Annotated in this window: 18 protein-coding genes; 14 read left to right on the top strand and 4 right to left on the bottom strand. The window is 54.3% G+C overall.

What is annotated here, in order from left to right; all coding sequences use genetic code 11:
• Positions 1 to 206: 206 nt before the first annotated feature.
• From ACWKV5_RS03655 to ACWKV5_RS03620, 8 genes are all read left to right on the top strand, one after another.
• Positions 207 to 647 carry a low molecular weight protein-tyrosine-phosphatase gene (locus ACWKV5_RS03655; protein ID WP_027921658.1) on the top strand — a complete coding sequence of 147 codons (441 nt, stop codon included), beginning with the start codon at positions 207 to 209 and terminating at the stop codon, positions 645 to 647.
• Between the two features lie 44 nt (positions 648 to 691).
• Positions 692 to 2920, top strand: coding sequence for a polysaccharide biosynthesis tyrosine autokinase (locus tag ACWKV5_RS03650; protein WP_483840322.1), 2229 nt, complete (start codon positions 692 to 694; stop codon positions 2918 to 2920).
• Positions 2921 to 3025: 105 nt separating this feature from the next.
• On the top strand, positions 3026 to 4108 hold the full coding sequence (locus ACWKV5_RS03645; protein WP_483840209.1) for a glycosyltransferase: 1083 nt from the start codon (positions 3026 to 3028) through the stop codon (positions 4106 to 4108).
• Between the two features lie 15 nt (positions 4109 to 4123).
• Positions 4124 to 5236, top strand: coding sequence for a polysaccharide pyruvyl transferase family protein (locus tag ACWKV5_RS03640; RefSeq protein ID WP_483840208.1), 1113 nt, complete (start codon positions 4124 to 4126; stop codon positions 5234 to 5236).
• Complete coding sequence (locus tag ACWKV5_RS03635; RefSeq protein ID WP_483840207.1) at positions 5233 to 6453, top strand: MATE family efflux transporter; 1221 nt, start codon at positions 5233 to 5235, stop codon at positions 6451 to 6453. The genes ACWKV5_RS03640 and ACWKV5_RS03635 overlap by 4 nt, the downstream gene beginning before the upstream one ends.
• Positions 6453 to 7556, top strand: coding sequence for a hypothetical protein (locus ACWKV5_RS03630; protein ID WP_483840321.1), 1104 nt, complete (start codon positions 6453 to 6455; stop codon positions 7554 to 7556). Before ACWKV5_RS03635 ends, ACWKV5_RS03630 begins: the two co-directional genes overlap by 1 nt.
• 12 nt (positions 7557 to 7568) lie before the next feature.
• Positions 7569 to 8606 carry an acyltransferase family protein gene (locus ACWKV5_RS03625; RefSeq protein ID WP_483840206.1) on the top strand — a complete coding sequence of 346 codons (1038 nt, stop codon included), beginning with the start codon at positions 7569 to 7571 and terminating at the stop codon, positions 8604 to 8606.
• A 13-nt stretch (positions 8607 to 8619) separates the two neighbouring features.
• Positions 8620 to 9756 carry an SGNH/GDSL hydrolase family protein gene (locus ACWKV5_RS03620; protein WP_483840205.1) on the top strand — a complete coding sequence of 379 codons (1137 nt, stop codon included), beginning with the start codon at positions 8620 to 8622 and terminating at the stop codon, positions 9754 to 9756.
• A 4-nt stretch (positions 9757 to 9760) separates the two neighbouring features.
• Here the strand turns inward: ACWKV5_RS03620 and ACWKV5_RS03615 are convergent, their stop codons facing one another.
• Both ACWKV5_RS03615 and galU read right to left on the bottom strand, forming a co-directional pair.
• Positions 9761 to 10168 carry a mannose-1-phosphate guanylyltransferase gene (locus tag ACWKV5_RS03615; protein WP_483840204.1) on the bottom strand — a complete coding sequence of 136 codons (408 nt, stop codon included), beginning with the start codon at positions 10166 to 10168 and terminating at the stop codon, positions 9761 to 9763.
• Between the two features lie 71 nt (positions 10169 to 10239).
• Positions 10240 to 11073, bottom strand: coding sequence for a UTP--glucose-1-phosphate uridylyltransferase GalU (gene galU / locus ACWKV5_RS03610; protein ID WP_483840203.1), 834 nt, complete (start codon positions 11071 to 11073; stop codon positions 10240 to 10242).
• 308 nt (positions 11074 to 11381) lie between these two features.
• Between galU and galE the strand changes: the two genes are divergently transcribed.
• From galE to ACWKV5_RS03580, 6 genes are all read left to right on the top strand, one after another.
• Positions 11382 to 12404 carry a UDP-glucose 4-epimerase GalE gene (galE, locus tag ACWKV5_RS03605; protein WP_483840202.1) on the top strand — a complete coding sequence of 341 codons (1023 nt, stop codon included), beginning with the start codon at positions 11382 to 11384 and terminating at the stop codon, positions 12402 to 12404.
• Positions 12405 to 12540: 136 nt separating this feature from the next.
• Positions 12541 to 12780 carry a hypothetical protein gene (locus ACWKV5_RS03600; protein WP_483840201.1) on the top strand — a complete coding sequence of 80 codons (240 nt, stop codon included), beginning with the start codon at positions 12541 to 12543 and terminating at the stop codon, positions 12778 to 12780.
• An 87-nt stretch (positions 12781 to 12867) separates the two neighbouring features.
• Positions 12868 to 13977: a polysaccharide biosynthesis/export family protein gene (locus tag ACWKV5_RS03595; RefSeq protein ID WP_483840200.1), complete on the top strand. Its 1110-nt coding sequence runs from the start codon at positions 12868 to 12870 to the stop codon at positions 13975 to 13977.
• 14 nt (positions 13978 to 13991) lie between these two features.
• Entirely contained in the window at positions 13992 to 14657 is a 666-nt protein-coding gene (locus ACWKV5_RS03590; protein ID WP_483840199.1) for a YjbF family lipoprotein, read from the top strand.
• Positions 14654 to 15415, top strand: coding sequence for a capsule biosynthesis GfcC family protein (locus tag ACWKV5_RS03585; RefSeq protein WP_483840198.1), 762 nt, complete (start codon positions 14654 to 14656; stop codon positions 15413 to 15415). The genes ACWKV5_RS03590 and ACWKV5_RS03585 overlap by 4 nt, the downstream gene beginning before the upstream one ends.
• Entirely contained in the window at positions 15412 to 17490 is a 2079-nt protein-coding gene (locus ACWKV5_RS03580) for a YjbH domain-containing protein (protein ID WP_483840197.1), read from the top strand. Before ACWKV5_RS03585 ends, ACWKV5_RS03580 begins: the two co-directional genes overlap by 4 nt.
• Before the next feature lie 178 nt (positions 17491 to 17668).
• Here the strand turns inward: ACWKV5_RS03580 and ACWKV5_RS03575 are convergent, their stop codons facing one another.
• Positions 17669 to 19063 (bottom strand): undecaprenyl-phosphate glucose phosphotransferase, encoded by a 1395-nt coding sequence (locus tag ACWKV5_RS03575; RefSeq protein WP_483840196.1) that lies wholly within the window; start codon positions 19061 to 19063, stop codon positions 17669 to 17671.
• Between the two features lie 362 nt (positions 19064 to 19425).
• Positions 19426 to 20100 (bottom strand): winged helix-turn-helix domain-containing protein, encoded by a 675-nt coding sequence (locus tag ACWKV5_RS03570; protein WP_483840195.1) that lies wholly within the window; start codon positions 20098 to 20100, stop codon positions 19426 to 19428.
• Positions 20101 to 20125: the final 25 nt, after the last annotated feature.

The raw sequence follows: 20125 nt of genomic DNA, 5'->3' as shown, positions 1-20125 counted from the left end.
TTATTTTTAGTCGAAAAAATATTGCACCGATTGCTGTCGTTATTTTTGGTCCGGCTATTCTGGTTGGGCGTTTTTTATGTGTCGTGGTATTTAATATCCTTGTATTTCCATGATCGATCCATCTCTGAATGCGGGACCGATCTTATCGGTTCACTCATATCCCCGCTACACATTGGCCGATTCGACACTACACGGGAAGAGTAGCCTTGTTCAGAAAGATCCTTATTGTATGCGTTGGCAATATTTGCCGAAGTCCAACAGCTGAAATGTTGCTGCGCAATGCGCTGGAGCCTTCGGATATCTCGGTAACCTCCGCGGGGCTGGACGCGCGGGTGGGCGAGTCTATGGAGCCCAACGCACTTTCTGTTCTCGAAGAAAAGGGGCGCGCTGCCCAAGGGTTTAAAGCGCGGCAAATTACGCCTGCGATTGTTAATGAATCAGACCTGATTCTGGTCATGGAAAAAGAGCATGTAAAAGGCGTGCTGAATATTGCCTCGCACGCGAGGGGCAAAGTGTTTCTTCTGGGCAAGTGGCAGAGTGAGCGCGAAATAAAGGACCCGTATCGTCAAGGAAAAGCTGCTTTTGTCCATGCTCATGCATTGATTGAAGATGCTGTTTGCTCATGGGCACAGCGCCTCGGACGTTGATGGATGATTTTCAGATTAGTATTCAAGGTAAAAGAATAGACCTTATGCAGTTACCGTCAGTAGTCAGCACCCGGGATAAAGAGGGAGACGAGATTGATCTTCTCGGCTTACTGGGCACATTGATTGATCATAAATGGTTGATAGGTGCCATCACCGGTGCGTTTATGGTGACCGGCGCCGCCTATTCGATACTATCGCCACCCGTGTATCTGGCTAACGCGTTGGTACAGGTCGAACCGAAAAAGAACGACATGCTGGGGTTTTCGGATATCAGCAGCATGCTGGGCGGCCAATCCCCGGCGGCGACCGAAATCGGAATTATCAAGTCCCGCGCGGTCATCGGTAAAACCGTCGATGACCTGCGCCTGGATATCGTGATAACGCCCCACACCTTTCCTGTCGTGGGCGGTTTTATCGCGCGGCGATACAAGAGCACCCCGACGGAAAGTGTTTCGCCTGCGCGCTTGGGTATGAGCAGTTATGCCTGGGGTGGCGAGCGTCTCGATATCGAAAAGCTCAAGCTGCCTGATGAACTGCTGGGTAAAAAACTGACCCTGGTGGCTGAAGAGCAGAACCGCTTCAAGCTCTACGATGACAGTGGCGGTTTGTTGGTCGCCGGCACTACAGGCAACGCAGTAGTAGAAAATGGGGTCGAGGTGCTTGTCGCGCTCATGGCCGCGAATCCGGGCACTAAATTCGAAGTGGTTCGCAATCCACGGATTGTCACCATTCAGAATTACCAGGACGCTCTCGATGTCTCCGAGCAAGGTAAAGAGTCGGGCATTATAAACTTAGCCCTTGCCAGCACCGACTACACCTTGGCGGTGAAGATCCTCAACAAGATCTCAACTCTTTATGTACAGCAGAATGTGCAGCGCACCTCTGCCGAGGCGGCCCAGAGCCTGGACTTCCTGCAGGCGCAATTGCCTCAAGTCAAAGAGGATCTGGTCAAAGCCAGCAACGCGCTGAACAGCTACCAAACCCGCGGCAATACCGTAAACATCTCACTCGAAACAAAGTCCGTTCTGGAACAGATGGTGGTGCTGGATACGCGCATCTCCGATTTGAAGCTCCAGCAAGCGGACCTGGATCGAAAGTTCACCCGAGAGCACCCTGCCTACCGCGCCTTGATGGCTCAACTTGGGGACTTGAGCAAACAGCGCCATGGTTTGGAGAAGAAGGTCCAGGATCTTCCCGCAACGCAGCAGGAACTGTTGAACCTCACTCGTGATGTGGAAGTGGCGACACAGATTTATACCCAGTTGCTGAATAAATCCCAGGAGCTTGACATCATCAGGGCAGGGGCGGTCGGCAATGCGCGGTTGATTGATACCGCCGACGTCGATACCACCAACCCGGTCAAACCACGCAAAGCGCTGATCGTTCTCATTGCAACTTTCCTCGGCGCCTTTGTCGGTGTTGCCTTGGTGTTGGTGCGTAAATCCCTGAGCCGAGGACTCGAGGGGCCAGAAGCCATCGAACAGCTGGGGCTGCCCGTTTATGCGTCCATTCCCTACAGCGATTTGCAGCGGGAAGAAGACAGCAAAAAACTTCGGCTGGGCGACGGCGTCAACAACCAGTCTTTTCTGTTGGCCCTGCGTAATCCCACGGACCTGTCGATCGAGTCGATACGCAGCCTGCGAACCTGTTTGCATTTTGCGGGGCTGGATGCGACCAACAACCGGATCATGATTTCCGGGCCGAGTCCGCAGGTGGGCAAAACTTTTGTGTCCTCGAACCTGGCTGCGGTCATTGCTCAAAGCGGGCAGCGGGTCGTGCTGATCGATGCCGATATGCGCAAAGGTCATCTGCACAAGACCCTGGCGACTCCGATCACCAATGGTTTATCCGATCTATTAACTAAGCGCTGCAGTATCGAACAGGCGATCAATAGAGTTGAAACGGATAACTTGCATTTCATTAGTCGCGGGCAGGTACCGCCTAATCCATCAGAGCTGTTGATGCATGCCAACTTCAGAGAGCTGCTGGCAGAACTGAGCGAGCTCTACGATGTGGTGATCATCGATACGCCACCGCTTCTGGCCGTGACAGATGCAGCCATCGTGGGACGTGAAGCCGCGATTAATCTGATTGTGACGCGCTTTGGTGTGAATCCTGCCAAAGAGATCGAATTGACAATACGTCGATTTGCGCAAAACGGTATCGAGTTGAAGGGCGCCATTTTTAACGGCGTCGAGAAACGCGCGTCCAGCTATTACGGTAATGGCAGTTATGGCTATTACAACTATGAGTACGCCTCTGACAAGTCCTGATGTGCGTTCTATCTACCGGGCAATCGAGTTGAGAGTGGTTTAACGATCGTTAACCACTTTTTAACGCTGCTTGCCTGCGACTAAGTTCATGGAGATAGGTGGATTATGAAAAAAATACTGCACGTGGCGGAAACAATCAAAGGTGGTGTTGCGACGGTCATCCGTACGATATCGACTCCCCCGCAAGACCACGCACTGAAGTATGAACTGGTATATCTGGTTCCGTTCGATCAGAAGAAAGAGCTGCACGGTATTGATGAGAAAAACATCAGGACCTTTTCCCGGAACAAGCGCGATGTCATGTCCCTGTTGCGGTTCGCCTGGAAACTGGCCGGTGTGATTTTCAAGGAAAAACCGGATGTCGTGCACTTGCACAGCACGTTCTCCGGGGTGATCGGCCGGTGTGTCTGTCTGGTCATGCGCCCTTGGCGGTCACCGAAAATTGTATATTGCCCGCACGCATTTTCCTTCTTGATGGAGAGTTCTCCCGTCAAACAGAAAGTGTATTCACTGATTGAGCGGGTTTTGCAGAAAGTGACCGATGTCATTATCTGTGTCAGTCAGTATGAGATGGATAAAGCCGCGTCATTTGGTATTGATCGTCACCGTATGAAGCTGATCTACAACGGTATTCACTATAAAAGTGATGAGAGCAAGACCAGCGACAGTACGGACATTCATCTTCTGTTTGTCGGTCGACTGGACTACCAGAAAGGCTTCGATCTGTTGCTCAAGGCGTTCGCTGAAGTCGAGCGAACCGACTTGAGACTCACTGTCGTTGGCAGTGCGGTCAACGAAGACACCGTCGAGTGCCCCGATATTGACGCCGTGGAATACCTGCCTTGGGTGACGCCAGCTGAAGTTAATGAACTGTATAAAACCGCGGATGCCCTGATTGTGCCAAGTCGCTGGGAGGGCTTTGCCATGGTGCCTCTCGAAGGGATGGCCATGGGCGTGCCGGTGATCGCCAGTGACTGCACATCGCTGCCTGAACTGGTGACGGACAACATTACGGGTTACCTGTTTTCGACCGGCGACTATCAGGCGCTTGCGAGTATTTTGCTGAATATCAAAAAACAAAAGCTGCTGGAGCTCGGCACTGAAAGCCGCAAGAAAGTGCGCGAACAGTTCAGCGCAACGTTGATGATCCAGCAAACCTATGACGTGTATTCCGCTCAAACTTATTAAGTAGAAATCAAGATCATGAACGTAACTATTTTGCATGGCTACAGCGCGTCCAACTCCGGTGATGGGCTTCTCGTGGATTTGGCAATCGCCATGGTGCTGCGCAACTTTGGTGCAGACACTTTGATCAACGTAGTTGCGTCAGATCCGCAGTCGTTCAGTTATCTCCCATATAAACGGTATGACGCACCGGTCATGGCGGCTAAAGGTTTCGGAAGGGTGAAAGAGGCGATTTTTCTTAACCAGTCCTACGCGCCCCTTGCCGATCTGTTGAAAACCACCGATCTGATCGTCGGGGTAGGCGGTGGGTACATGCGCTCAAAAAGCGCCTTCGAACATATCAAACTGAAACTGGGTCATGCCAAACAACTTGAAACGGCAATCCTGAGCAAGGTGCCGTCGGTTTATCTCCCGCAAAGTATCGGTCCGTTCCATGGCGAGAGCAGCAAAATTGTCGAGCACTACGCCAGTGCTGATGCGGTCTTTGTCAGGGACAACAGATCGTCAGCTATTTTTCAGTCCCACGAAAATGTCTACCGGGCGCCAGACCTGGCGGTTCAGGCATTAGCGAAAAAGATCCTGGTGCAACCCAAGTTCACCCGCTGTGCGGCATCTCCAGCTGTGGTCTGCGTTGTTTTACGCAAGCCGCCGGAATGGAGCAAAGAGAAGAAAGTTGCTTACGTTGCCAACCTGAAGCTTCTGTTGCAGAGACTAAGGTCGAAAAGCAAAGTGGTCTGCGCTGTGCAAAGTGCTGTGCGCGGCAACGACGATGGCGCGTTCTACCGGGAGCTCGGCATTACCGAAGACCTGTTGCCCTTGAAGGCTACACTGGCGAAGTATCAGCCAGACCTGGTTATTTCCGTACGGTTGCACGGGGCGATTGAGTCACTCCTCTCCGGTGTGCCGGCTTTCCATATCAGTTATGAACGCAAAGGCTTCGGTGCGTATCAGGACATGGGCGTGGAAGACTGGGTGATCAACGGGGGCGACATTAATGTCGACACCATCATCGACACGGTTTATGCCCCCAACGCGCTCACCCGATTTGGCAAGAACCTCACGGACACCTGTAAAGATATCGAAGCCAAAACGGTGCAGATGGACAATATCATCAAAGGGATTGTTCGATGATATTTCGCTTGTTGCTGCGGGGAGGTGCATTAGGCGCAAAGTTTCTGCTGGTGTTGGCCATCACTCATTATCTGGGTTATGACGCATTGGGCTTTTACGGCGTTGTAGTCGCAGCCTCCTTGATAGCCTCGAAGTTCTACAGTGTCGGGTTCAGTTCTGAAATCAACCGGCTGATCAGCGTCGGGGGTAGTTCGCGGCTCGTCGTCGATAGGGTACTGGTCCTGTACCTGGCCGTTGGTTTGTTGTTGTCGGTGGTCACGGTCGCCCTGTACTCGCTCTTCAGCGATGTGCAGGCGAGTGCCGCGTTGATCGCTTGCGTCACACTTTTGCTGCTCACCGAGCATCTCTCCTTCGAAATAAACTCGTTTGTTTTTTCAGCGCAAAAAGCCAACTGGGGCGCGGTACTGTTTTTCATAAAAACCGGGCTCTGGGCGTTGCTTGCTGTCGCAGGATTGATGACGGGCGTAGTGTCCAGCATCGCCAGTGTTCTTTGGCTTTGGGTGGTCACCAACCTGCTGGTCATCGTGGCGGGTTACTTGATTGTGGTGAACGTTCACAAGGGGCGGGAAGCCAGTGTCGTCACCACCGTTTCGGTCTGGCGAGCAGGGCTGCCCTTTTACCTGGGGGGCGGCCTGATCGCACTCAGTCAGTACGCCGAGCGTTTTCTTATTCTGGACATTGAACCGTACGCAAGTCTCGGCAAGTACGTGTATTCCTGGTCTGCGGCCAACACCTTGCAAGCGCTGTCCTATGCGGTTGTTGCCGTCGTCGGCATTCCGGTACTTGCCAAGCGCTACAAGAATAATCAACAGGCGCTGACAGTCCGGCAACTGTTCCTGAATCAATGGGTGTTGCGCTCCCTTATCGTTTCCGGCGCGGTGGCGGTGCTGATTTATGCCTTCTTCAATGTCCTGCTCGATTACGTGGACGTGGCAGTCCCACGACCGGATAACAGGATTTTATCCATTCTGATTTTTTCCTTTGCCCTTCGGGCTGTCGGCGACATCGTATGGGGCGGTCTTATTGCGTCGAAGAACAGTCGGGTGTCGCTGGCCAGTGCGGCGATATGCCTGATGGTTTCACTGCCTGTCAGCTATGTACTCATTAAACATCATTCAATTTATGGCGCGGCGTGGGGGAACGTCTTCTCGATTACGGTGCAACTGGTCGTTATCGCTGTGCTAACCAGATTTGCCCGGGCGAAGGGGGCGTTGTAATGGCTTTGTCTCTGCCTTCCATAGAGTTTCGTGGACGAAAACTCGACTCGTCGATCTCGTTCCTGATTTTGTTCTGTGGCCTGTTCCTGTCCATTGCGATGCCACTGTTGATGCACCGCGAACCAGGTCCGGATGCGATGACGTTGTGGTCGTCATACGTTCGTTCAGACAACTGCAACTTCTGGAATCCCTTCTCGCCAGACCGGTCTTCTTACGAGTGCTCGGCTTACTTGCTGCGTCCCACCGGGATAAACCTTACCAATGCCTGGGCCTACGGGATGCTGTGCAATCTGTTTCTGACGTCGATCCCGATCTTTATCTTCAGAAGAATACCGATAACGATTTTCCTGACCTTGTGTTTGTGGGGCGTGGTGCGGTCGTTCTTCCTCGATAACCTGACCAAGGAAATCATTGTCTCGGTGGCGGTAATTGCCATTCTGGTTTTTTCATTTTCGAAGCGATACCGAGCAGGCTTCTTTCTGTCCGCGCTGTTTTACGGCGTGCTGATTCGGCCTTACTGGATCTTGTTTTCGCTGGTCTGGGTCGGCGTGTGTGTGATGAAAAAGCATGTGTCGCGTTTCAGCTTCTTCCTGATGTTGTTCGCGTTCTATCTGGCGATTGCAACAGCGATTCAGGTGCTGGTCGGCTATTCGGTTTCGTCCATTCGGGCCAGTAACAATGAACAGCGCACGCTGGGCGAGGAGGGCTCGAAGTCATTGATCGTGTCATGGATCAACGGCGGTGATTTCGTATCGCAGGCCGTGGATTCGATGAGCATCTTTTTCAGGTTGTCGTTCCCGGTGGAGTTAATACTTTTATCGGGCCTGGGGCAGATCATCTTTGTCGTCCTGATGATGATGACCTCATTGCTGATGTTCAAAATGATGACGTCGAGTCACTACAAGGGCTCGCTCATCGAACCGAAAGTCAAAGAGCTTATTGCTATCCCACTGTCCTTTTTATTGGTGCAGGGGCTGTTCGAGCCTGACTTCGGCTCGTTTGCCCGACATTTCTCCATGGTGGTGCCGGTCCTGTTTCTGGGGCTGGGGTTGCAGTTGCGCTCAAAAAAACCTGAGTCGGTTGATTCAAGCGTCTTGAACTGAGGTTTGTGGTTTATGCAAAGCAAGAAAAAGTCGTTGGAAATAGAAACGCTCAGAGGCCTGGCGTGCCTGCTGCTGGTGCTCTATCACGTGATAGGGCCGCTCGGAGGTGGACTGAAAATCGACCTGGGATCACCTTTCCGAATCCTGGCGGACTCGATGGTGTACGTCAGGATGCCGTTGTTCACCTTTATATCGGGCTATATCTATTCCATTTACAAAATCAGAGGCAATGACTTCTCTGCATACTGTCTGGGCAAGGTCAGACGGTTGATCGTGCCGTTGTTCTTTGTCGGTGTTCCATTTTCGGTGCTGCAGGCTGTGGCGCCGGGGGTAAACAAGGACGTCGGGTTGATGGACGCCTTGTTGTCGTTTTACCTGCCGGTTAACCACTTCTGGTTTTTGCAGGCGGTTTTTATCATCTTCATGTTTGTCGGGTTTCTTCAGTGGCGCGGTCTGCTACAGACGCCGACGCGCCTGTACCTGTTGTTTTTGTTTTCCGCAGCAGTGTTCCTGATGCCGCTTGTTCCGGTCGACGCGTTTGGCATCAACGGTGCTATTTATCTGCTGCCGTTTTTCGTGACGGGGATGATTTGCCACGAGAATGTCGACGCTTTAAAGCGATCGCTGAAAGTGATCGGGCCCGTGGTGTTCATCTTGATATCGGTCGCGCTGCTCTACATTGCCGCTGTGGATCGCGAACTCATTGTCGATCGCAGGAGCCTGGTCGGATTGCTCGTTGGCTGTATGTCCTGCGTCGCGTTACTGTCGACCGACATGCGCTCGAAAGTGCTGATCTGGCTCGGTGGATACTCCTACGCGATATTCCTCTTTCACGTACTGTTTGCCGCCAGTTCACGGTTTACGTTGGGTCGCTTGGGTGTCACGGACGAAAGCGTCCTGGTCTTTGGCGGTGTGCTGTGCGGGTTGTTGGGGCCGGTGCTGTTATCGAATGTTTTTAGCCGTTTCACCCTGACCTCTGTCCTGTTTTTGGGCGAGCGGGCGAGCCGCAAAAAAGGGGCTGAAGGTGTCTCACTCCTGACCGCCAAATAGAGGAATCAGGCCAATGGTTTATATCGATGATGCACGTCCCGTTTCGACGCCGGTTATCGAGGCAAGAAGTTCAAGCGAACGCCTTTCCGGCCTGGGCAAGGATAAATCGGGGGAGGTGCTGGACATCTCGGTGATTGGCGACAGTTACAGCGCCGGGCAGGACTTTTATCTGAATGACCTCACTCAGCGCCTGGCAAAAGACGTCGGTTTCGCCGGGCCTGGTTATGTCGGGTTTAACCACGGCACCGCGCTGGGTGGTACGAACTTCAAGTACACCCGTAGTAACCAGCAGTACTTCGGTGGTGACTGGGACGTTTCCAGTCTCGGGCAAGCGAGTCCGGACAGTCGCACGGTTACCGGGCAGGCGGGTGCTTACATTGAGATCGATGCTAAGCAGACGGCCGTGATCAATACGTCCATTGGCCAAGCCAAACTGCTCTACCTGGGCAACGGTAAAACCAGCGAGATGAGGTATCGGTGGACACCTTCTGACACGTGGCAGTCTTTGACGATGGCGGGTTCCGGGGTTCAGGAAGTGCAATTAAGTGTCCCCACCACTGATGATTGGGCGTTAAGGCTCGAAGTGGTGAAGGGTGCTCCGACATTGTTTGGCCTGTGGATGGCCAATGACCGTGGCGGTGTCCGGGTCTCAAAACTTGCTGCTTCGGGCGCCGCTTCCGCTGACTTCTATAAAAGCGACAGCCAATGGCAGGCCCAGTGGAAGGCCGTCGTTTCAAAGATACCGGCAGATGTTTACCTGATTATGTTGGGTGGCAATGACCAGGGGTTTGGCGTAAAGCCCAAGGACTATCTGGAAAACATGAAAGGCTTGGTGCGGATGGTTCGCGAGGTTCATCCCGCGGCGAGCGTCAATTTAATCTTGCGCGAGGACACAACACGTTCCAGTGCCTATCCGATGACGGAATATGCCCAGGTACTTGAACCGTGGGCGCGTTCGCAGAACATAGCCTATTGGAATTTGCAGTGTGCGTTCGGCTCTGACTTCAAACGCTACGCCAGCAACGGACCCACCCCCTTGATCGGCCCGGACAAGATTCACCCCATCCCGGGTTCGGGAGGTCGGCTTATCGCCGATTACTTCTATCGACTGCTTGTTGGTGAGCCACCCTGCGGTGCCGCTTCAAAGTAATCCCTCACCGTTCAAAGTGTTCCAGCTGACTCAGCAGCTCGGCGGTTTTCACAGGCATGAGTCCTGGATCACACCGCGTTTCAACATTGATGACGATTGCCGGGTCGCTGTAGCGGATGCGAACCCGGAATCGCCACTCGTTGAAAATCACTTTAAGCCCGTCGCGTTCATCGACATCCAGGGCCTGGTCGGCATACAGACATTTCAGGTGAGCCAAGAGGGAAATAGGGTCCCTGATCGGGCGATGGATATCGCCCGAAGAGGGGAATACCCCGATCCGCTCAACCAGCAGGGGTGTGCCCAGCCAGGCAGCCGTGTCGAAGGACAACGACGGCGCTTTTGACAGCCAGGCCATCATTCCGAAGTTGCTCGCTTTCAATTCGGTGTCTACCGAGCGTTTTGCAGTGGTCATAGTGGCCTGCCTGGGTGAAGAGTGTGACGAGGGCTGCGCAAGGTGAGCAGTGATCGGGCTGGGTCGCCTGGTTAAAGGCCCTTGAGATACAGCTGGTCATAACAAAAGTTGGTGGCGTCGATGTAACCTTCTGCACCACCACAATCGAAGCGCAAGCCTTCGAACTTATAGGCCAGCACGCAGCCGTTTTGTGCCTGTTTCATGAGCGCATCGGTGATCTGGATTTCGCCGCCCTTACCGGGTTGGGTATCGGCGATCAGATCAAAAATATCCGGGGTCAGAATGTACCGGCCAATGATTGCCAGATTGGACGGTGCGTCCTCAGGGGCTGGTTTTTCTACCATGCTGTTGACGCGGTAGATCCCATCGGAAATCAGCTCGCCGGCGATCACCCCGTATTTGTGAGTCTGATCCCGCGGGACTTCTTGAATGGCGACGATCGAGCAGCGGAATTTTTTGTAGAGCTTGATCATCTGCGCCAGTACGCCGTCGCCTTGCAGGTTCAGGCACAAGTCGTCCGCCAGTACCACGGCAAAAGGTTCGTCACCGATCAAGGGACGACCGCTGAGAATTGCGTGCCCCAGGCCTTTCATTTCGACCTGGCGGGTGTAGGCGAAGGTGCAGGTTTCGATCAGCTCGCGCGTGCCGGCCAGAAACTTTTCTTTCTCGGTACCGCGAATCTGGTGTTCCAGTTCGTAGCTGATGTCGAAATGGTCTTCCAACGCGCGTTTGCCCCGACCGGTGACGATGGCCATGTGCTGCAAACCAGCGTCCCGTGCTTCTTCAACGGCGTATTGGATTAAAGGCTTGTTGACGATCGGCAGCATTTCCTTCGGCATTGCTTTTGTAGCAGGCAAGAAGCGCGTGCCATAGCCGGCGGCGGGGAACAAGCATTTACGAATCATAGATATATCCTGGAAAGACATTGTTCACAGTCACACAAAAGACGGTGGCCGTGAGTTTGGATGTTTTACGGTGGTTGTACTTTAATACCTGAGACATGGTTTGATGGCAATTAATGGCATGCGCAGAATGGGGTAAATGTTATTAGTTGTCGGGCCTGCCTGTGTTCAGTTAGTTTTAGTCGGTGTCTATTAATAGTGTCGGTTCTTGTGAAGTGCTAATAAGTCATTGGCGTCAATTATTGCGTGCGCCAATAGTTTTAATCGTGGCGCGCAGTTGAATACTTCAATACCCCACTATGGACCGCTCTATGAAGATTCTGGTAACGGGTGGAACCGGTTATATCGGCTCTCACACCACACTTGCGCTGCTTGAAGCGGGCTTCGAAGTGGTTGTGCTGGACAACCTGAGCAATAGCTCTGATGCAGCCCTGCATGCGGTTGAAGCCATCTGCGGAAAGTCCGCATTGATGATTCATGGGGACGTGTGCGACAGAGCCTTGCTGGACCGGATTTTCCAGGCGCATTCCATTGATGCGGTCCTGCATTTTGCCGGCCTCAAAGCCGTGGGCGAGAGCGTGCGCAAGCCGCTGGAGTATTACGAATCCAACGTGTGCGGGAGTATTACACTCTGTCAGGCCATGGCGGCGGCCGGGGTTTTCCGGCTGGTGTTCAGTTCATCGGCCACGGTGTACGGCGCGCCTGAGCAGATGCCGATTCGTGAAGACTTTCCGACGGGCACGCCCACCAACCCCTACGGGCAATCCAAGCTGATCATCGAAAACGTACTGCATGACCTGTGTGCGGCGGAGCCACGCTGGAGCATCGCGCTGTTGCGGTATTTCAATCCGATCGGCGCTCACGCCAGTGGGCAAATGGGAGAAGACCCCAACGGGATTCCCAATAACCTGGTGCCTTACATCAGTCAGGTTGCCGTCGGCAGTCTGCAGGAGTTGTCGATATTTGGTGACGATTACCCCACCGTCGATGGCACCGGCGTGCGCGACTACATCCACGTCGTGGACCTGGCGGACGGGCATCTCAAGGCGTTGCAGACGATCTCGACGCGCACCGGGATCAATATCTGGAACTTGGGTACCGGTGACGGTTACAGCGTTCTGCAAGTACTGCGGGCATTCGAACAGGCTTCGGGCCGGGCGGTGCCTTATCGCGTGATGCCGCGCCGTTCGGGCGACGTTGCCGAGTGTTGGGCCGATCCCTCCAAAGCGGCGAAAGAACTGGGTTGGAAGGCCACTCGGAATTTGCAGGAGATGATGACGGATACCTGGCGTTGGCAATCGAATCATCCTCGCGGATACGCCGATCAAGGCTGATAGACGGGCCTTCAACCGCTTGTATTTCTGCTGAACTGTTATATCAGGACGTGATGTTAATTATGGTCGGGAAAATTGACTGGCAACCCATCCGGCAAGTCCGTAGATATAAAGAACTCGCAGGAAGGAGTTTGATATGAAAAAGATGATGGTAATAGCCCTGTTGTCCATGATGAGCAGCTGGGTACTCGCGGTCGAAGAAGAAGCCCTCACGCTGGATACCAAAGTTGTCGGTGACGTGACGGCTGGACAAGCTGTATTGGCCAGCACCGCGCTGGTTGCCGGTGCAGTGGCAGCGTCCAACAGCGGTGGAAGTTCCAATGGCGGGACCACCGGCACCACGGGTACTACCGGGACAACCGGCACCAGTAACTAAGAAAATTTCGCACGTGTAATACAAGATTGCCCGGCTAACACTGGGCGATCTTGTTTTGGGTTTGCCCTTGAATAGCGTAGTGCCATTATGATTCGTAGTGTTCCTTTTTTAATGCTGGCAAGTATTGCTTTGCAAGGTTGTATGTTTTCACCGGGGCAACATCTGAGCACCAGTGATATCACTCGCGAAGGGGCCAGCGAAAGCAGTCGGGTCGAGCTGATTCCGATCACCCCCAAGCTCATCGCCATGGACAGGGCAACACAGGTCCATGAGGCACTGCCCCCCGAGTTGTTGACCACTCCCGCCGAATACCGCATTGGTAACAATGATGTCTTGTACATCACGGTATGGGATCACCCCGAGCTGACAGCACCGTCAGGGGCACAACAGCAGATCGATGCGAACGGCCGTCTTGTTCGCTCCGATGGCACGCTCTACTACCCCTACATCAAAGAAGTCCAGGCCGCCGGCAAGACCATCCAGCAACTGCGATCCGACATCGCCGAGAAGTTGTCGACCTTCATCTCGGACCCGCAAGTGGATGTCGCGGTGTTGCGTTTTGCCAGTCAGAAAGTGGTGGTCTCGGGTGCCGTGTTGAAAGCCGGTCCGCAAGCGATTTCCACCAATCCGCTCAACGTTGTCGAAGCCTTGGGTTCCGCCGGCATTGACCCGCTTAATGCTGACTTGTCCGGGTTGCTGTTGACGCGAAACGGCCGGGTGTATCCGCTGAATCTTGATGCGCTCAATCAACAGAACGCGGAGTTGCAAAAGGTCTACCTCAAAGGCGGCGATCAGTTGTACCTGCCGTACAACGACAGCAAGAAAATTTATGTCATGGGCGAGGTCAATCAGCCACGCGCGTTGACGTTCAAGACCCGCACGATGAATCTTTCCGACGTGATTGGCTCGGTAGGCGGGTTGAACCAGACCACCTCTAACGGTAACGCCGTGTACGTCATCCGGGGTGTAGAAAACCTCGACGTAGAACCGGCCAAAATCTATCAGCTGCAAGCCGAGTCGCCTTCCGCCATGGCACTCGCCACTCACTTCGATGTTCGCCCCCAGGACATTGTTTATGTGGGCCCTGCCAACGTCACTCGCTGGAACCGCTTCATCAGTCAGTTGGTGCCATCGGCCTCGATTCTGGGCATGGGCGCTGCCGCACAAAACAACTTAAGCGAAGCTAACTCCCGATAAGGTCTGGTCCAACTGTGAGAACGTTGAAAGTTAGCGTCTGCTTGATGGCGGCCTTGCTGTTGTGTGGATGTAACCCGCTGATGAAGGCCACGCTGGCGAACTTCAAAGCCGTGGCCGGCGGGCCTGATGACCTGGAATTGACCCCGGCGCAAGTCGCCGAAGTTCGCTACCCCCAACTCAAACTGACCACCCCTTCCGGCGTAGGGGTGTTGGCGATGGTGCGTGAACGCGGTGACTTGCAGTACTGGGTCGCGTCCGGCAAGCAGGTGCTGTTGTTGCGCGATGGCCTGGCCGTTCGCAGTGTCGGACTGGGCTTCGACGGGGATCTGGACGGGACCCGTTTTGCAGCAGTCTCGCCGTTCAAGCAAGGGCTGCATTCACTGCCCGATGGCTACACCAGCCAGCGCTGGATCGATCTCTATCACGGCTATGAAGTGGGGGTTGCCGTGAACAGTCGCTTCACGCGACACCCCATGGAAACCATCAGGATTCTGGACAAGGAATACGCTGTGATGCGTGTCGATGAACGTATTGATGCACCGGCTATTGGTCTGCACGCAACTAATCATTACTGGGTCAATCCGCAGAACGGTTTCATCCTGCAGAGCGAGCAGCAACTGACTGCGCAACTCAGGGTAACGATCGTTCAGCTGACCTCTGAACGCAGGACTGTCCGTTGAAGTTTCCCAAGGTGTTATGGACGTGCCTGTGGTTGATCTCCAGCGGTGTGAGCGCAGCAGTTTCCGTCAGTGGCGATGTGCGAAATCCGGGGTTGGTGGAACTGCAACCCGGTGCTCGTGTGCTGGATGTGATGCGCGTCGCGCAACCTAATCCTGAAGGCTATTGGCTGGCGGCGGCCTGGCTGCGAAGGCCCTTGCTCGAAGAGCAGACGCGGCTTAAAGCCGGCGTCTTGTTCGATTTGAAAGTGCTGCAGCGTACCGCGTTGCTCCTGGATCGACCGAGCCGGGCGGCGCTGGCGTTGCGGTTGTACGAGCAAGTCAGCCATTGGCCTGTCACGGGGCGCCAGGTGGCCGTGCTGGACCCGGTTTCGGTCGAGGTCGGGTTCGCGCTTAATTTCCGCGTAGCTGACGGCGACAGCCTGATCTACCCGATGCGCTCCGATGTGGTTGAAGTGCTGGGCGCTGTGGCGGAACCGTGCCGGCTCGCGTATCGCGCGATGCAGGAGGCGCGTGATTACCTGCAAGGGTGTTCGCCGCTGGCCGATGCTGAAGCCGATTACCTGTGGATCATTCAGCCCGATGGCGTCACTCGCCGGGTTGGTATTGCGCCGTGGAATCGCGAGAGCGGGCAGGTGCCTGCGGCTGGCAGCAAAATCCTGGTCCCTGTCAAAAACGATGATCTTAGTCCGCCTATACCTGAACTGAATCAGCAGTTGGCCGAATTTCTTGCCACACAACTGGCTGGGGTGGTTCCTTGAATTTACGTTTTGCTGCAGTACTGTTGTTGCCTTGTGGTCTGGCTCATGGAGAGCCGCGATTTACCCAGAATGATTTCGGCGGCGTGGGCTTGATGCAGACGCCGACGGCCCGAATGGCGCCGGCCGGTGAGCTGAGCGTAAATGCCAGCCGAACCAGCCCCTATAGCCGCTACAGCGTGTCCTTGCAGCCCTTTGAGTGGCTGGAAGGCTCGTTTCGCTATACCGCGATCACCAACCGCAAATATGGCCCCGAGTCCCTGAGTGGCGACCAGAGCTATAAAGACAAGGCCGTGGACCTCAAGCTGCGCCTGTGGCAAGAAAGCCACTGGGCGCCCGAGTTGGCCGTGGGGTTTCGCGACATCGGTGGTACGGGTCTGTTCTCCAGCGAGTTCGTAGTCGCCAACAAGCGCTATGACGACTTCGATTTCAGCGCAGGGGTTGCCTGGGGTTACCTGGGTAATCGCGGCGATTTCGATAACCCGTTGGGCTGGGTGGATGATCGCTTCAAGACCCGGCCAGCCAGCGAGGGCACCGGCGACGTCAATACCAACGCCTACTTCCGTGGACGACCTTCGTTGTTCGGCGGCGTGACCTACCAGACACCCTGGGAGCCGCTCAGCCTGAAACTCGAGTACGAAGGCAACGACTACAAGAATGAGCCGAAGGACAACCAGATCAAGCAGGACTCGCCGGTGAACATCGGCGCGGTGTTCAAGTTGACCGATTCGGTTGATCTCAGCGCTGGCTGGGAACGCGGCAATACCGCCATGTTCGGCATCACCCTGCACACCAACTTCGTCAGCCGCAAGGCACCCGCCAAGACCTACGATCCACCCTCGGAGCGTCTGCCGGCGCATGCACCGACCACCGCGCCGGATCAGGTCAACTGGGCCAATGTCTCCCAACGACTGCAGCAAAACGCAGGCTACAACGTTGAGCGTATTGCCCAGCGCGGCTCAGAATTATTGGTGTACGGCGAGCAGTCGACTTATTTCTATTCGGCAAAAGCGGTCGGCCGCGCCAGCCGGATTCTGGACAACAGCGTCAATGACGATATCGACTGGTTTACTTTGGTAAACAAGCGCTACGACATGCCGCTGGATGAAACCAGTGTGCCTCGCGAAACCTTTCGCGAAGTGGTCAACAATGAAGAGCCGCTTCGAAGCCTGCACCGTACAACCGAGGTCAATGCGCCGGTGCCGCACCGGGAGACCACGCTCTATACCGGGACGCTCAAACCTTTCAACTATGGGCTTGGGCTGGGTTACAAACAGAACGTCGGTGGCCCTGATGGTTTGCTCTATCAATTGACTGCCGATGCAGACGCCGAGTACCGCTTCACGCGCAATACCTGGTGGAGCGGCCTACTCAGTGCCAATCTGGTGAACAATTACGACAATTTCACCTACGACGCGCCGAGTGGCTTGCCCCGGGTGCGGACGGACCTACGCAAGTACCTGACGACCTCGGATGTGACGATGCCGATGTTCCAGCTCAGTCATGCCGAGCAGTTGGATAAAGATCTGTATGGCATGGTCTACGGTGGCTACCTGGAATCGATGTTTGCCGGTGTTGGCGGTGAGGTGCTGTTCCGTCCAATGGGAGAGGGCTGGTCTGTCGGCGCGGACTTGAACTACGTGCGTCAGCGCGAGTTTGACCAAGGTTTTGGCCTGCGGGATTACTCGACCGTTACCGGCCATATCACCGGTTATACCGACCTGCCTTTCGAAGCTCAGGCGGCTGTCAGCGTCGGCCGTTATCTGGCGCGGGATTGGGGCGCCACACTCGACTTATCACGGCAGTTCAACAATGGTGTGAAATTCGGGGCCTGGGCCACGATGACCACCGCAACCAGCGCGGAATATGGCGAAGGCAGTTTCGACAAGGGTATTTACATTTCCATTCCGTTCGACGAAATGATGAGTATGTCGACGATGCGTCGCGCCAATATCGTCTGGTCACCGCTGACCCGGGACGGTGGTGCACGGCTCAATCGCAGCTACTCGCTGCACGCCATGACCGAGAGCCGTGACACCGACCTGTTCTATCGCAACTTCGACAAGATCACCGAGTGAAAGGCGGGCGATCTACTGCGCAACTGACGCTGTAGATCGCACCGTATCAACTGCAAGACCTGGCGCGGAGTTCTCTGCGCTATCCCGCTCTTGAATCAGCATTGCTACCTGAAAGAGGCCCATGAAAAAGGGGACTTGCGTCCCCTTGTCGTGTTGCTTGTGTCCGACTTTCAAGCCATCAGTAAATGTCTTTGGACAGCAAGGTGAAGGGAGTCTTCACCAGGATCTTCAGGTCCAGCCACAACGACCAGTTATTGATGTACTTAAGGTCGATCTCTACGCGTTTCTGCATCTTGTCCAGGGTGTCCGTTTCGCCGCGGCAACCGTTGATTTGAGCCAGCCCGGTAATCCCCGGTTTGATTCTGTGACGGGCCATGTAGGCGAGGATCTTCCCGGAGTAGTAGTTGTTGTGTGCAACGGCGTGCGGACGGGGTCCGACCAACGCCATGTGGCCTTGCAGCACATTGATCAGTTGCGGCAGTTCATCGAGCGAAGTGCGACGGATAAAACGCCCAACCGGGGTAATCCGCGAATCGTTACGACTGGCCTGCTTGACCTCATGATCATCGTGCACGCGCATCGAGCGAAACTTCCAGACTTGGATCACCTTGCCATTCCAGCCGTGCCGGTCCTGCTTGAAGAACACCGGGCCTGGCGAATTGAGTTTCACCGCCAAGGCAATGATCAACAGCAGTGGGCTTAGAAGGACAATGGCCAACAACGCCACGCTCTTTTCCAGCAGGCTTTTACTCAGTGCAGCGGTGGGCTGACTGGTCAACGGGCTTTCATTCAGGTAGATCGCCGGCAAGCCGTCCACGACTCTTACTGAGTGATTGAGCAGCGTCAGACTGTTCAAGTCTGGCACCCAGACCACGTCTACGTTGGCACCCAACAAATCGATATACATGGCCTCGATTTTTGCCGCTTCACTCAGGGGCAGCGTAATGTACAAACGTCGGATGTCATGGGCTTCGATCAACTCCAGCAGTTGCTCCTGCGGGCCCACGATACGCGGTGAACCCGGCGCGGGCGGAAGCGTGGTGTCCGTGCTGACCAGGCCCACCAGCGGGAAATGCTCCAGGCTGCGCAGTTTGCGGGCCAATCCCAATGCCAACTCGCCAGTACCTACGATCAGGGTCTTGTGCTCGCTTTGAAGCGACCGCTGATAGTATTGCGAGAACCCGTGCAGCGGAATGTACAACAGCGCTTGCCCGATGTAGCCGCAGGCGGCCCATACCAGGATAAGTTGACGAGAAAACAGTTCGTCAGCCTTACAGATAAACGCCACACAGGCTAACGCGGCCAATGTCATTGACCAACCCATGAACAAACGTCCCAAGCCCGTCAGATAGTTATCTTTCTTTGCATAGACACCGCACCATGTATAGGCGGGAACCGAAGCAAGCACAGTAAGAATTGCGCAGACTCGATAATAGAACTCTACCGTTCCGGTGTGGTAATAAACCAATGAAAACAACAGGGCAACTACAAAGCCCTGACCCAATGCCCACTGTCCCCAGAAGGTCAATCCTTTGAGGTGGGTATTTCGATTGATACGAAGATTGTTAACCATGCGATATCCCCAAAATACGTCCATTCGCGCGTCGACAGACAACAGCCAAAGTTTATGAAGCAAACGTTATTATTTTTATAAGATGGCAAAGCATTGGTGAGCGAAATGCCACTATGCGGTGCGCTCGCCAGTGAATAGATTAATTTATTGAGATGTGGGCTGTCTGACGACTTCTAACGGGGGGTTAGTGCCATTGGTTGTTAATGTTGATGGGCGTGGTGTTAGAAATAGTCGATAAATGTAAGTTGGGTGGTGAGGTGTTTCTGGGAGGGGGTGTTTGAGCGGCGAGGGCGCAGGGGGAAGTGTGAAATAGTGTGCTTTCTTATTTTTGTAATGCACTACCGCAGGATCATTGCGTTTGTTCAGGTGAGGCTTTTTCCTCGAATGATGTTTTGTATCAGGCAATAACCTCGATTCCTGACCGCTCGGAACAGGCGTTCGCCATTACTGGCATTTTTAAACTTTTCCTGTAGTCGGCTAAGGCACATTTCGAGACCGCGATAATGTTCGGGCTCTCTGCCGATGCTCCGAATAAGATCATCTTTGCTGACGACACGATCCTCATGGTTGAGCATTTTTTTGACCAGCGTGGCCTCAAGGCCAGTCAAGACAACCTCGATGTCATCTTTGATCAATGCACCGTTGCTGTTGCTCAGCCGCCAGGCCTCTGTATGGGAGTTGAGTGGTTTGGCCGCCCTATACATGGCGTCCGAGGCTTCAGCTATATGAGAGTTGCTGTTACTGAACCGCGTGTCGGGCTGGGCTGTTCGCCACTCGGATTCGAAAGACGACAGCATACGCTGTGTATCACGTTTGATAACAGACGGAACAATGCTGTCCAGGTGAGGGGAGAAAAACTCCATGAGTTTAGGGGCTGAAGAGGGTGGGGAAACACCTTCGACAAACATTTTTGCCTGTGCGGTGCCAAATGAGTTGTATCGCTCGTTCGACAGCAACTCTTCAAGCTCAAGTTGTAATGCCGAGCTGTGAGTAACGACGACAAAATATTTTCTGGGGAGGGTTGTGCTGCTTTCCATGTCTTCTCTCCTGAAGTGTACTTTC

Source organism: Pseudomonas oplopanacis, from assembly GCF_057128725.1.
This window is presented reverse-complemented; position numbering and strand designations above follow the sequence as displayed.

Coding starts and splice junctions, on each gene's coding strand:
- ACWKV5_RS03650 (WP_483840322.1), top strand. CDS start 692: ATGCAGTTACCGTCAGTAGTCAGCACCCGGGATAAAGAGGGAGACGAG.
- ACWKV5_RS03645 (WP_483840209.1), top strand. CDS start 3,026: ATGAAAAAAATACTGCACGTGGCGGAAACAATCAAAGGTGGTGTTGCG.
- ACWKV5_RS03640 (WP_483840208.1), top strand. CDS start 4,124: ATGAACGTAACTATTTTGCATGGCTACAGCGCGTCCAACTCCGGTGAT.
- ACWKV5_RS03635 (WP_483840207.1), top strand. CDS start 5,233: ATGATATTTCGCTTGTTGCTGCGGGGAGGTGCATTAGGCGCAAAGTTT.
- ACWKV5_RS03630 (WP_483840321.1), top strand. CDS start 6,453: ATGGCTTTGTCTCTGCCTTCCATAGAGTTTCGTGGACGAAAACTCGAC.
- ACWKV5_RS03625 (WP_483840206.1), top strand. CDS start 7,569: ATGCAAAGCAAGAAAAAGTCGTTGGAAATAGAAACGCTCAGAGGCCTG.
- ACWKV5_RS03620 (WP_483840205.1), top strand. CDS start 8,620: ATGGTTTATATCGATGATGCACGTCCCGTTTCGACGCCGGTTATCGAG.
- ACWKV5_RS03615 (WP_483840204.1), bottom strand. CDS start 10,168: ATGACCACTGCAAAACGCTCGGTAGACACCGAATTGAAAGCGAGCAAC.
- galU (WP_483840203.1), bottom strand. CDS start 11,073: ATGATTCGTAAATGCTTGTTCCCCGCCGCCGGCTATGGCACGCGCTTC.
- galE (WP_483840202.1), top strand. CDS start 11,382: ATGAAGATTCTGGTAACGGGTGGAACCGGTTATATCGGCTCTCACACC.
- ACWKV5_RS03600 (WP_483840201.1), top strand. CDS start 12,541: ATGAAAAAGATGATGGTAATAGCCCTGTTGTCCATGATGAGCAGCTGG.
- ACWKV5_RS03595 (WP_483840200.1), top strand. CDS start 12,868: ATGATTCGTAGTGTTCCTTTTTTAATGCTGGCAAGTATTGCTTTGCAA.
- ACWKV5_RS03575 (WP_483840196.1), bottom strand. CDS start 19,063: ATGGTTAACAATCTTCGTATCAATCGAAATACCCACCTCAAAGGATTG.
- ACWKV5_RS03570 (WP_483840195.1), bottom strand. CDS start 20,100: ATGGAAAGCAGCACAACCCTCCCCAGAAAATATTTTGTCGTCGTTACT.